General features: G+C 68.4%; 11 protein-coding genes. 6 read left to right on the forward strand and 5 right to left on the reverse strand.

Going from position 1 to position 12,133, the window contains the following annotated elements:
• Positions 1-80: 80 nt before the first annotated feature.
• The 3 genes from ACKY0W_RS08490 to ACKY0W_RS08500 are packed head-to-tail and all read right to left on the reverse strand — an operon-like array spanning position 81 to position 3,607.
• Positions 81-713 carry an MBL fold metallo-hydrolase gene (locus ACKY0W_RS08490; RefSeq protein ID WP_409437187.1) on the reverse strand — a complete coding sequence of 211 codons (633 nt, stop codon included), beginning with the start codon at positions 711-713 and terminating at the stop codon, positions 81-83.
• Entirely contained in the window at positions 710-1,795 is a 1,086-nt protein-coding gene (locus tag ACKY0W_RS08495; RefSeq protein WP_409437188.1) for an S-(hydroxymethyl)mycothiol dehydrogenase, read from the reverse strand. The genes ACKY0W_RS08490 and ACKY0W_RS08495 overlap by 4 nt, the downstream gene beginning before the upstream one ends.
• A 9-nt stretch (positions 1,796-1,804) precedes the next feature.
• Positions 1,805-3,607, reverse strand: a complete 1,803-nt coding sequence (locus ACKY0W_RS08500; RefSeq protein ID WP_409437189.1) for an N-acyl-D-amino-acid deacylase family protein — start codon at positions 3,605-3,607, stop codon at positions 1,805-1,807.
• Between the two features lie 92 nt (positions 3,608-3,699).
• Between ACKY0W_RS08500 and ACKY0W_RS08505 the strand changes: the two genes are divergently transcribed.
• The 4 genes from ACKY0W_RS08505 to ACKY0W_RS08520 all read left to right on the forward strand — a co-directional run bounded on the left by ACKY0W_RS08505 (position 3,700) and on the right by ACKY0W_RS08520 (position 7,443).
• Positions 3,700-4,782 carry an AraC family transcriptional regulator gene (locus ACKY0W_RS08505; RefSeq protein ID WP_409437190.1) on the forward strand — a complete coding sequence of 361 codons (1,083 nt, stop codon included), beginning with the start codon at positions 3,700-3,702 and terminating at the stop codon, positions 4,780-4,782.
• An 85-nt stretch (positions 4,783-4,867) separates the two neighbouring features.
• Entirely contained in the window at positions 4,868-5,692 is an 825-nt protein-coding gene (locus ACKY0W_RS08510; protein ID WP_409437191.1) for a serine hydrolase domain-containing protein, read from the forward strand.
• Positions 5,693-5,827: 135 nt separating this feature from the next.
• Positions 5,828-6,349 carry a DUF3145 domain-containing protein gene (locus tag ACKY0W_RS08515; RefSeq protein WP_409437192.1) on the forward strand — a complete coding sequence of 174 codons (522 nt, stop codon included), beginning with the start codon at positions 5,828-5,830 and terminating at the stop codon, positions 6,347-6,349.
• Positions 6,350-6,552: 203 nt separating this feature from the next.
• Positions 6,553-7,443 carry a hypothetical protein gene (locus tag ACKY0W_RS08520; RefSeq protein WP_409437193.1) on the forward strand — a complete coding sequence of 297 codons (891 nt, stop codon included), beginning with the start codon at positions 6,553-6,555 and terminating at the stop codon, positions 7,441-7,443.
• A gap of 6 nt (positions 7,444-7,449) precedes the next feature.
• On the opposite strand, the gene ACKY0W_RS08525 is transcribed toward ACKY0W_RS08520, so the two are convergent.
• Both ACKY0W_RS08525 and ACKY0W_RS08530 read right to left on the reverse strand, forming a co-directional pair.
• On the reverse strand, positions 7,450-8,358 hold the full coding sequence (locus ACKY0W_RS08525) for a diacylglycerol kinase (protein WP_409437194.1): 909 nt from the start codon (positions 8,356-8,358) through the stop codon (positions 7,450-7,452).
• Positions 8,355-9,935, reverse strand: coding sequence for an FAD-binding oxidoreductase (locus ACKY0W_RS08530; RefSeq protein WP_409437694.1), 1,581 nt, complete (start codon positions 9,933-9,935; stop codon positions 8,355-8,357). The genes ACKY0W_RS08525 and ACKY0W_RS08530 overlap by 4 nt, the downstream gene beginning before the upstream one ends.
• Before the next feature lie 56 nt (positions 9,936-9,991).
• Between ACKY0W_RS08530 and ACKY0W_RS08535 the strand changes: the two genes are divergently transcribed.
• Both ACKY0W_RS08535 and ACKY0W_RS08540 read left to right on the forward strand, forming a co-directional pair.
• Positions 9,992-10,570 carry a TetR/AcrR family transcriptional regulator gene (locus ACKY0W_RS08535; RefSeq protein ID WP_409437195.1) on the forward strand — a complete coding sequence of 193 codons (579 nt, stop codon included), beginning with the start codon at positions 9,992-9,994 and terminating at the stop codon, positions 10,568-10,570.
• Entirely contained in the window at positions 10,570-12,108 is a 1,539-nt protein-coding gene (locus ACKY0W_RS08540) for a glycerol-3-phosphate dehydrogenase/oxidase (protein ID WP_409437196.1), read from the forward strand. The genes ACKY0W_RS08535 and ACKY0W_RS08540 overlap by 1 nt, the downstream gene beginning before the upstream one ends.
• Positions 12,109-12,133: the final 25 nt, after the last annotated feature.

The raw sequence follows: 12,133 nt of genomic DNA on the forward strand, positions 1-12,133 counted from the left end.
GCTCGTGCCTCGCGGTGCATCGTCAGTGGCCGGACCGATGGGCCCCTTCCTCCGCACCGCTCGTGCCTCGCGGTGCATCGTCAGTGGCCGCGAGCCACCCACTCGTCGTAGTGCACCAGCTCGTCACCGATCCGCGTGCTGTCGCCGTGCCCGGTGTAAACGACCGTGTCGGCGGGCAGTTCGCCGAGCCGCCCGGAGATCGACTCCAGAATCGTCGGGAAGTCCGAGAAAGAGCGTCCGGTCGCCCCCGGGCCGCCGCAGAACAGCGTGTCGCCACTGAATACCGCGCCCAGGTCCGGTGCATGCCAGCACACCGAGCCCGGTGAGTGACCGGGTGTGTGTAGCGCCCGCAACTCCAAGCCTCCGACCGTGAGCGTGTCGCCATCGGCTACGGACCGAAAGTCGCTGTCCGGGTGCGTCATCTGCCACAGCATGTCGTCGCCGGGGTGCAGCAGCACCGGCGCGTCGAGCGCTCGGCCCAGCGCGGGCGCCACGGTGATGTGGTCGTTGTGGCCATGCGTACACACCACCGCCACCACGTTGCGCCCGCCGACGGCTTCGACGATCGGTGCCGCGTCGTGGGCTGCGTCGAAGACCACCACATCGGAATCGTCACCGACGATCCAGATGTTGTTGTCGACTTCCCAACTGCCGCCGTCGAGTTCGAATGTGCCGTGCGTGATGACCCGCTGGATCGGGCTGCCGGAGGTCATAGCACCACGACCGACCGCAGCACCTCGCCGCCGTGCATGCGACCGAAGGCCTTCTCGACATCGTTCAGCCCGATGCGTTCGGAGACGAACTTCTCCAGCGGAAGCCGGCCCTGTAGGTAGAGGCTGATCAGGGTGGGGAAGTCGCGCTCGGGCAGGCAGTCGCCGTACCACGAGGACTTCAGCGAACCGCCGCGGGAGAAGAAGTCGATCAGCGGCATCTCCAGCTGCATATCCGGAGTCGGAACCCCCACCAGCACAACGGTTCCAGCCAGGTCGCGCGCATAGAAGGCCTGCTTCCAGGTCTCGGGGCGGCCGACCGCGTCGATCACCACATCGGCACCGAAACCGTCGGTGAGATCCTGGATGGTCTCGACCGGGTCGAGTTCGCGGGCGTTGATGGTGTGAGTGGCGCCGAATTCACGCGCCCAGTTCAGCTTGGTGTTGTCGGTGTCGACAGCGATGATGCGCCGGGCACCCACCAGGGCCGCGCCGGCGATCGCGGCGTCGCCCACGCCGCCGCACCCGATCACCGCGACGGTGTCGTCGCGGGTGACGGCGCCGGTGTTGATCGCGGCGCCAAGCCCGGCCATCACGCCGCAGCCCAGCAACCCGGCCACCGCGGGGTCAGCACTCGGATCGACCTTGGTGCACTGGCCTTCGTGGACCAGGGTCTTGTCGGCGAACGCCCCGATGCCCAGGGCCGGAGTGAGTTCGGTGCCGTCGGTCAGCGTCATCGGAACCGAGGCGTTGAAGGTGTCGAAGCACAGGTGCGGGCGACCGCGCTTGCAGGCGCGGCACTGTCCGCATACGGCGCGCCAGTTCAGGATCACGAAATCGCCGGGCGCGACCGCGGTGACCGCCGACCCCACCGACTCGACGGTGCCGGAGGCCTCGTGGCCCAGCAGGAACGGGTAGCTGTCGTTGATACCGCCGTCGCGGTAGGTCAGGTCCGTGTGGCACACCCCGCAGGCGGTGATGGCGACGACGACGTCGTTGGCACCGGGGTCGGGGATGACGATGTCGGTCACCTCGACCGGCTGGCCCTTTTCACGGGAGATCACACCGCGCACTGTCTGGCTCATGGGGTCACCTTATGTTGCCGGTGTGGCGCCCGGTGCCGGCACCGGGGCTTGCGCGGCGACAGCCGGAGTGCGGGTGTCGGCACGCAGGAAACTTCCGGTGCGTTGCGTCCCGAGCACGCTGGTGGGCTGACCGTCGAGGACTACCGCTCGGCCGGAGACGAATACGGCGCTGACGGCTTCGTCGTTGCGGTTCACCATGCGTGACATCCCGCCGTATTGGTCGAAGGCCTCCTCGGCGTAGGCGTCCAGACTGTCGTCGAGGTGCGCGGGGTCGATGACCACGACATCGGCCCGGTCGCCGACGCGCAGGTGGCCGGCGTCGACCCGGTACCAGTCGGCCAGTTCACCGGTCAGCCGGTGCACCGCCTGCTCGACCGACAAGAACTCCTGCCCGCACTGCTGAGCATCGTGGACGTGGCGCAGCAACCGCAGCCCCATGTTGTAGAACGCCATGTTGCGCAGGTGCGCACCCGCATCCGAGAAGCCGATCTGGATGCCCGGTTCGGCGGCGAGCTTCTTGAGCACCTCGGGCCGGTCATTGGAGATCGTGGTGTGCCAGCGCAGGGCGGTCCCGTGTTCCAGCACAAGATCGAGGAAGGCGTCGACGGGGTGCACGTCGCCGCGCTCGACCCCGACCTGCCCGAAGGACTTTCCGATCACCGAGGCGTCCGGGCAGGCGACGATCTCGGCGTCGAAGAAGTCGCGGTGCCAGACCCGTGGGCCGTACTTGTTTTCGTAGTCCTTGCGGAAACGGCGCCGGTAGGACTCGTCGCGTATCAGCTCGTCACGTTCGAGGGCTTCCCGCAGATGCAGCGCCTCGGCGCCGGAGCCGAACTCTTCGAAGATCACCAGATCGATGCCGTCGGCGTACACCTCGAACGGCACCGGCAGGTGCTGCCAGCGGAAATCGGCCCCCAACCTGGTCAACATGCGCGATGCCTTGACCATCGCCGGAATCGCCAGCCGGTTGCTCTTGACGTCGGCGGCGGCCAGCAGAGTGGTCTTGAGCGGCCGGCGGAATATCCCCAGGGCTTGCGCCAGCTGGGACACCACGTCGAGGGGATTCTTGACATCCGGGCCGGCCTGCAGAATCCGTCCGCTGCGGCGCAGCTTCGACTTGAGCCGGCGCAATTCCCTGGGCTTGGCGTACGTCGACGGCAGCGTGCGCGAGCGGCAGACGTCGCCGTCCATCTTGTCGAAAAGCAGCTGTTGGGAAGACATCCCGACGAACCCCGCCTGCAACGCTTCGTCCAGCATCTGCTCCATCCGGGCCTGCTCGGCCGGCGTGGGCCGAGCGTCGGCGCGGGTGGCGCGGTCCAATCCCATGGTGGCGGCGCGCATGTCGGAATGCCCGATGAACGCGGTCACGTTGGGGCCGAGCGGCAGCTTCTCCAGGCTGGCGATGTAGTCCTCACAACTCGACCAGGTCTTGTGCGCATCGATGGTGTCGACCACGTACCCGCGCGGGATGGCCTCCACCCGGCCGAACAGGTCGCCGGCATCCTGGCCGTCGACGTGAATGGTGGACAGCGAGCACGAGCCCACCAGCACGGTGGTCACGCCGTGGCGCACCGACTCCGACAGCGAGGGGGCGAGGAGTATCTCGACGTCGTAATGCGTGTGGATGTCGAGCAGCCCGGGCAGCACCCACTTGCCGGCGGCGTCGATCACCTGGCCGCAGCCCGCCTCGTCGAGCGGTTCGGCGGAGATCGCGGCGACGTGTCCGTCGCGGATGCCGATATTGCGGATCGCCGACGGCGCGCCGGTGCCGTCGAACCACCGGCCGCCACGAATCACGGTGTCAAAGCTCACGGGTGTTCCTTTCCGCCGAATGCCGTTCCAGCATGTCTCGCAACGCGGGCGAAGTCTTGACATCTGCGGACATTCCTTTGATATTTGCGGACATGTCGGTGGTACGCGGCACCGCGCTGTCCGGATACCCGGAGCTGGTCACCGAGCTCGGCGGTGATCCCGGGATATTGCTGGGGGCGGCCGGGGTGCCGGACGGGTCCGTGGGAGCTCACGACGTATTCGTGCCGTACCGCGCGGTGATCCTGGCCGTTGAATCCGCAGCGAATGCGACCGGCTGCCCGGATTTCGGGCGCCGGCTGGCGCTGCGTCAAGACATCGGCAACTTCGGGCCGCTGGGTGTGGCCGCACGCACCGCGGCCACCGTCGGCGGCGGGTTCTCGATCGTGGAGCGGTTCTTATCCGCCTACAGTCCGGCGATCTCGGCGCGCATCATCCCGGGTGGCCGTGCCGGCGGTTCAGCGAGGCTCGACGCAGGAGAGGGGAAGCTGGGACCGCCGCATGATCCCGCCGAATCGTTTTATGCGTTCGAGGTGCTCATCGAGCGGTCCCCACCGCATCCGCAGACCACCGAGCTGTCCCTGGGGGTGTCGCTGGGGATCATGCGGATGATGTTCGACGCTCCGTATGCGCCGCTGTCGGTGCACCTTCCACACGAGGCGCTCACCCCGGTGCGCGACTATCTGGCCTACTTCGGCTGCCGACCCTACTTCGCCCAACCGGTCGCCGGGTTCACCTTTCGCACCGTCGATCTGGACCGCCCCCTGCACCGGGACGACCAGGCTCACCAGGCCATGGTGCGCTACCTGCGCGGCATTACCGCCGAGTCGCCGGGCATCGCGGCGTCGGTGCGCGCGATCGCCCGTCAGCTGTTACCCACCGGAACCGTGAGCCTGGAGCTGATCGCCAGTCAGCTCGGCCTGCATCCCAAGACGCTGCATCGACGTCTGGCCGCCGAGGAGACCACGTTTGCGGCCCTGGTCGACGGGGTCCGCCGCGACGCCGCCCACCGGTACTTGCGTGACACCGACATCAGCCTGGCGCACCTGACCCGCGAACTCGGCTACGCCGAGCAGAGCGTGCTCAGCCGGTCTTGCCAGCGCTGGTTCGGCTGTAGCGCGACCGGCCACCGCAAGGCGGTCCGGGCGGCGACTGGGTTCGACGGCCCCGGTAGCTGATGGCGGTGACCTGTCCCCGCAAGCGGGAGGTGCCCCCATCGCCCGGCTTCGCCGCGCTTGCAGTCCCCGCTTAGGCTGGCCTGCGATGTCCCCCCTCGCCGCCCTCGACGACTGGCCGGTCGGTCACGCGGCCGCCGCCGTCATCGGCCCGAGTGGGGTGCTGGCCACCCACGGCGACACCACGCGGCCGTTCCGTCTCGCGTCGGTGACCAAGCCCTTGGTGGCGCGTGCGGTGCAGGTCGCGGTGGAGGAGGGGGCCGTCGAACTGGACACGCCAGCCGGCCCCCCGGGCGCCACGGTGCGCCATCTGCTCGCGCACGCCTCCGGGCTGTCGCCGGACTCCGATCGGATCCTGGCCCAGCCCGGCACTAGGCGGGTGTACTCCAACCGCGGCTTCGCGGTGCTGGCCGACGCCCTGCAGCGCGAGTCCGGGATCGAGTTCGGCCGCTACCTGATCGAGGCGGTGTTCGAGCCGTTGGGTATGACGGCCAGCCGACTGGACGGGGGAGCGCCGGCGGCCGGCTTCGGGGGCACATCGACCGTCGCAGACCTCGCTGGCTTCGCCGCCGACCTGTTGGCGCCGGTCACGGTGTCTCCGCAGCTCCACGCCGAGGCCACCCGCGTGCAGTTCCCCGGCCTGGACGGCGTGTTGCCGGGCTACGGGCCGCAGCGGCCGAACGACTGGGGGCTGGGCTTCGAGATCCGGGACGGCAAGACACCGCATTGGACCGGTGCCACCAACTCGGCGCGGACCTTCGGTCATTTCGGCCAGTCAGGCACTCTGATCTGGGCTGATCCGGCGATCGAGCGGGCGCTGGTGGTGCTCACCGACCGCGACTTCGGTGACTGGGTCACCGACCGCTGGCCGGAGCTGTCTGATGCCGTGGTAGCCGCGTACAGCGGGGACTAGCCAACAGGCGTCACACAAGGCACAATAGACACATACAACACTGAATACACTCCAGTTTCTGCAGCAACACTGCTCAAATTCGGTACCGCCAGGTCGTTGGGGAAGACGTCCCTCGTGGATCCGAAGGAGCAACTGATGCGCGCGACGAATCAATTCGCCGACGTGACCAGCGGCGTGGTGTACATCCACGCCTCGCCCGCGGCGGTGTGCCCGCATGTGGAGTGGGCACTGACCTCGGCTTTGGGTGCCCGCAACGGCCAGGCGAAGCTCAACTGGACGCCGCAACCGGCCATGCCGGGTCAGCTGCGAGCCGTGGTCAACTGGGTCGGTCCGGTGGGCACCGGCGCGCAGCTGGCCAGCGCCCTGCGCTCCTGGTCGGTGTTGCGTTTCGAGGTCACCGAAGACCCCAGCTCCGGGGTCGACGGCCAACGGTTCAGCCACACCCCCCAGCTCGGTCTGTGGAGCGGGACGATGAGCGCCAACGGCGACGTGATGGTCGGGGAGAACCGCCTGCGCACGCTCATGGCCGCCGGCGCCGACGCGCTGGCCGCGGACCTGGAAACGGTGCTTGGCTCGGCATGGGATGAGGCGCTGGAGGCCTACCGCTATGGCGGCGACGGCGCGGAGGTGTCCTGGCTCAGCCGCGGCGTGGGGTAGGCCACGCGAGCGGCGCAACTCGCCGATAGCTACTTAGGGTAGGCTTACTCGCGCGGTGGTCCTGTTGCCGCGCGTTGTTCCTATTGTCCCGCGTTTGTTCCTGTCGTCTCGCGCTGTTCTCAGCGCCGTGCGCTGTGCTCACTGTCGCGCGCTTTGCCGCGCGCTTTTGTCGTGCGCGCAGTTCTCAGTGTCAAGGAGAAATCATGCAGGCCCTGACACGGCCGGCTGCGATCGCCAATGTGATGTTGGTGGCTGCTGGTCTGATCACCGCCAGCCCGGCCACACCCGAGATCCCGACTTCACGAGTCGCCGTGCAGTTGACTGCTGACGGAGATCTGGCCAACGTTCCGCTGAACCTGCTCTACGCCATCATCAACGTCCCGGCCAACGCGCTGAAGGCCATCGACGCGTTCGCCTATTCGCAGTTCTTCAGCGGACCGTGGTTGGTCCCGAGCGAGACGAACATCTGGGGTATCGATCTCGGCGACCCGCAGCGAATCCAGGCATTGGTCGACATGCTGGTCCCCATTCCGGCGCTCTCGAAGCCGCTCGGTGAGCAGTTGATCGGGTTTCTGCAGGCCGAAATGCCGACCCACACCGCGTGCGACACCATGTTCTGCAGTCTTGACGGCTGGATGGCGCTGCTCCAAGGCTATGGCCGAGTGCCGATCTCGGAGCTGCGCAGCGGCTACACCTTCCCGACGGAGGGGCCCACAATCACCGACCCGCACGGCGCGGTCGACGGCGCGTTGGGTTTCCCCGGTACGGCCATCGGCTCTGACGGCTCGGACGTCTACCCGTGGGCCGGCACGACGTTCACCTTGGATCTAGGCAAACCGTGGGCGGATTTTTGGACCAGTCTGACTGCCGACCCATCGGACCACCCGCTGGTGTCGATGCCCAACGTCTTCCAGGTGCTGATCGACCTCGCGACGTCGTGGTACGTGATGCTGAATCCGTTCCTGCCCGGCGGCACCTACATCCCGGCTTTCCCATGGCTCGACACGGACGCACCGGCGGCGGCCGACTTCAGTGCCTTGGTTGACGGGGTGGCCGGCGAACTCGGCGAGCTGTGGAGCTCGCTGATCTCTTGAGATCGATCAGGGCGCACGAAGGATCTGCAGCGCGCCCGGCACGGCCGACACCGTCACCGGCAGCGGAGCCACGTAGTCGCCGTCGGCGTAGGCGTTGATTCCGGGGCACTCCACGCGGATCGACTTCGCCCGCCGGGTGCTCACCTCGTCGAGTAGCACGTGGGTGCCCTTGAACACGGTGGGGAACAGTCGGATCAGCTTGGTCCGCGAGCTCGAGTGCACCATGGTGACGTCCAGCAGCCCGTCGGCGTGATCGGCGCCTGGGCAGATCAGCATGCCGCCGCCGTAGCTGCGGGTGTTACCGAATGCCGCCAGCGTCAGCTCGATGTCCAGCGGCTCGTCGTCGTCGAACGTCAGCCGGAACGGCAGCAGCCGCAGTTTGGACATCTCCGCCACCATGGCGACGTTGTAGCGCATCCGGCCGTGCGGCCAGCGCATCCGGTTGACGCGGTCGCTCACCAGCGAGTCGAAACCGGCCGCCATCACGGTGCCGAACCAGGACACCGCGCCGCCGTCCTCGGTGATGCGGCCCAGATCGATCGTCTCGGTCTGGCCTTCGGCGACGACGTCGGCGGCCGCCTCGGGATCTCCGGTGGGCAGACCGTATTCACGGGCGTGGTCGTTGCCGGTGCCGGCCGGGATGATTCCCAGTGGCACGTCACCGAGCGCCAGAGACTGCAGCGCCAGCGAGATGACGCCGTCGCCGCCGGCCACCACCACGGCGTCCGTTCCGGCCGCCAGCGCTTCATCGAGCAACTGCCGCGCGTGGTGGGCATCGGAGCCGACGATGTGGTTGACGTTGACGCCGCGCTGCTGGAATCGTGCCAGTGCTCGCTCGGCCGCGTGCCTGGCATTGCCGTGTCCGGCCGCCGGGTTGGTCAGCAGGGTGATCCGATTGATCTGGCGCGACGTCATGGAATCAGTTTGCCGGGGTTGAGGATTCCGGCCGGATCCAGCGTGGCCTTGACCGCCCGCAGCACCTGCACACCCAGCTCGCCCACCTCCTGGCTCATCCACGGCCGGTGATCGGCGCCGACGGCGTGGTGGTGGGTAATGGTTCCGCCGGCCCGCATGATCGCATCGCCCGCAGCGACTTTCGCGGCTTGCCACTGTTCGATGGGGTTGCCGCGCTGACCGGCGACCACGGTGAAGTAGAGCGACGCACCGGTCGGGTAGACATGCGAGATGTGGCACAACACCAGCGCGGGGGTCCCGCTGTCACCCAGCGCGGTGGTCAGCGCCTCGGTGACCGCCGTCTTGAGCGCGGGCACTCGCGCCCAGTCGGTGGCGGTCTCCAGCGTTTCGCACAGCGCCCCGGCCGCCAACAGTGAATCGCGCAGGTAGGGCGCGGAGAATCGGCCGTGCTCCCAGGCGCGCGCCGGTTCCTCGCCCAGTGAAGTGCCCCCGTTCGCGGCCAGCACCGCTCGGGTCTCGGCATGCCGGCTTTCGGTGTGCTCGGCGGTTCCCTCGAAAAGCGTGATAGCCAGGCAGCCGCCGGTGATCTGTTGCTCGCCGATCTGCTCGGTGGTGGCCAGGTTGACGCCCGTCTCGGCTTCGTCGGACAGCCGGATGACGGTCGGTCCGGAGCCGGTCTGAGTGACCGCGCGCAGTGCCGCGGCGCCGGTGGCGAAGTCGGGGAACGACCAGGCCTCATAGCGGGTGGTTGCCGGCACCGGGTGCACGCGCACCCGCACCCGGGTGATGACGCCGAACGCGCCTTCGGACCCCAGCAACAGTTGGCGCAGGTCCGGCCCGGCGGCCGAGGCCGGGGCGCGGCCCAGGTCCAGCACGCCGGCCGGGGTGATCATCCGCAGGCCGCGGACCATGTCGTCGAAGCGACCGTAGCCGGCAGAGTCTTGCCCCGAGGAGCGGGTGGCGGCGAACCCGCCGAGGGTGGCGAATTGGAAGCTCTGCGGAAAGTGGCCCAACGAGTAGCCGTGCTCACCGAGCAGTCGTTCGGCGTCGGGCCCGGTGACCCCGGCCCCGAACTCGGCCTCGCCGGAGACCTTGTCGAGGTTCAGCAGTGCATCGAACCGGCGCAGATCTAGGCACACCACTGTCGCGAATTCGCCGCGGATCGGGTCGAGCCCACCGACGACGCTGGTACCTCCGCCGAACGGAACCACCGCGATGGCGTGCTGGCTGCAGTAGCTCAAGACCGACGCGACTTCGTCGTCACTGCCCGGCAGCAACACCGCGTCGGGCGCGTCCTGGGTGCCGGAATCATTGCGCCGCAGCAGGTCCAGGGTGGACTTGCCCCCGGCGTGCAGTAGCCGTGCGGTGTGATCGGTGCGGCAGAAACCGTCGCCCACGATCGCCGCCAGCGCGGCGCGGTCGGTTTCGGCCAGTGCCGACGGGGTGAGCGACACCTGGCTGGGATCGCGCTCCGGGGTTCTCGTGCCGTCCACCCCGAGGGCTGCCTTGAGCAGCTGACGGATGCCGTCGCTCAAAGGCTTGGCCGCTGCCGGATCGCCCCAGGCGTTCCACTTCATCGGCGGGGTCAGGGCGTCCTGGGCATCGGCCGGCGTCATGCGTTACAGTATTACATATGCTGTCAACTAGTAATGACGAGCAGCTGGAGGTCGGGGAGCGCATCCTCGATGCCGCCGCGAGCTGCCTGCTCGCATTGGGCATGGAGCGGGTGACGTTGGCGGCCATCGCACGTCGCGCCGGGGTGAGTCGTCCGACGGTGTACCGGCGGTGGCCGGACAGCCGCTCGGTGATCGCCGCACTGCTGACCGCACGGATCACCGCGGCGTGGACCGAACTGGAGCAACCGGGAAGCGGACGCGAGGCGCTAGTGAGGCGGATCGTCGCGGTTGCGGCGCGGCTGCGCCACGACGAGGTGGTGATGCAGGTGCTGCATCACGCACCCGACCTGGCGATGGTCTACATCGCCCAGCGGATGGGGTCCAGCCAACGGCGGCTGATCGACCTGGTGGCCGGCGAACTCGGTGGAGCCCAGGCCGCCGGCAGCGTGCGGGCCGGTGATCCACGCGAACTCGCCGCGATGTGTCTGCTGATCACCCAATCGGCTATCCAGTCCGCGCAAGTCGTCGCGCCGATCCTCGATGAGGACGCGCTCTCCACCGAACTGGCCTACACCCTGAACAGGTACCTCTCGTGATGCCCGACACTGCCGCACTCAATGCCGCCCGGCGCACCGCCGAACTCACCGCACTGGCCGACGGCGCACCCATCGATGTCGTCGTGATCGGTGGGGGCATCACCGGCGCCGGCATCGCCCTGGACGCGGCCACCCGCGGGCTGCGGGTGGTGTGTGTGGACAAACAGGACGTGGCGTTCGGCACCAGCCGGTGGAGCTCCAAACTGGTCCACGGCGGGCTGCGCTACCTGGCGACCGGCAATGTGGGCATCGCGCGGCGCAGCGCCATCGAACGCGGAATCCTGATGACCCGCAACGCCCCTCACCTGGTGCGGGCGATGCCGCAACTCGTGCCGCTGCTGGGGTCGATGCCGCGGCGGGATCGGGCCTTGGTGCGCACCGGGTTTCTCGCCGGCGACGCGCTGCGCAGGCTGGCCGGCACACCGGCGACGGTCTTGCCCCGCTCGCGACGCGTCTCACCCGAGCACGCCGTGGAGCTGTCGCCGACCGTGCGCCGCGACGGCCTCGACGGTGGCCTGTTGGCCTATGACGGGCAATTGATCGACGACGCACGTCTGGTCACCGCGGTCGTCCGGACCGCGGCCCAGCACGGCGCGACGATCCTGACCTATGTGGCCGCATCGCACGCCACCGGCGACACGGTACGGCTGACCGACCAGATCTCGGGAGAGTCGTTCGACGTCTCCGCGCGGGCGGTGATCAATGCGACCGGGGTGTGGGCCGGCGACATCGACTCGGCGCTGCGGTTGCGGCCGAGTCGCGGAACGCACCTGGTGTTCGACGCGGCGGCCTTCGGCAATCCGACTGCCGCGCTGACCGTTCCGATCCCCGGTGAGCTCAACCGGTTCGTGTTCGCCATGCCCGAACAGCTCGGTCGGGTATATCTGGGCCTCACCGACGAAGAGGCGCCCGGTCCGATTCCCGATGTGCCGCAACCGACGTCGGCGGAGATCAGCTTCCTGTTGGACACCGTCAACACCGCGCTGGGCACCGCGTTGAGCACGGCCGACGTTCGTGGCGCCTATGCCGGGCTGCGGCCGCTGATCGATACCGGAGAAGGCCGCACCGCAGACGTCTCACGCAACCACGCCGTCGTCGAATCGGCGACCGGGGTGTTCAGTGTGATTGGGGGCAAGCTGACCGAATACCGGCACATGGCCGAAGACGTGCTGGACCGGGCCGTGCGCCTGCGAACGCTGGAGGCCACGCCGTGTCGCACGCGAGACCTGCCGCTGATCGGTGCACCGGACAATCCGGGAGCGCACCTTGCGCTGACGGCTGACCTGCCCGAGTCGCTGGTGCTGCGCTACGGCGGTGAGGCGGCCAACGTGTTGGCCGCCGCGACCTGCGAGCGGCCCGCAGAAGCGGTGGCCGAGGGCATCGACGTGATCCGTGCCGAGTTCGAGTACGCGGTCAGCCACGAAGGCGCGCTGACGGTCGAGGACATCGTGGATCGCCGGACTCGGATCGGGCTGGTGGCCGAAGACCGCGAACGGGTCGTGGAGGTGGCACAAGAGTTTCTCGCGGCTGCCGATTGAATCGACTTACAACGGAACTGATTCG

This window comes from Mycobacterium sp. SMC-14, from assembly GCF_046250075.1.
Classification (GTDB): Bacteria; Actinomycetota; Actinomycetes; order Mycobacteriales; family Mycobacteriaceae; genus Mycobacterium.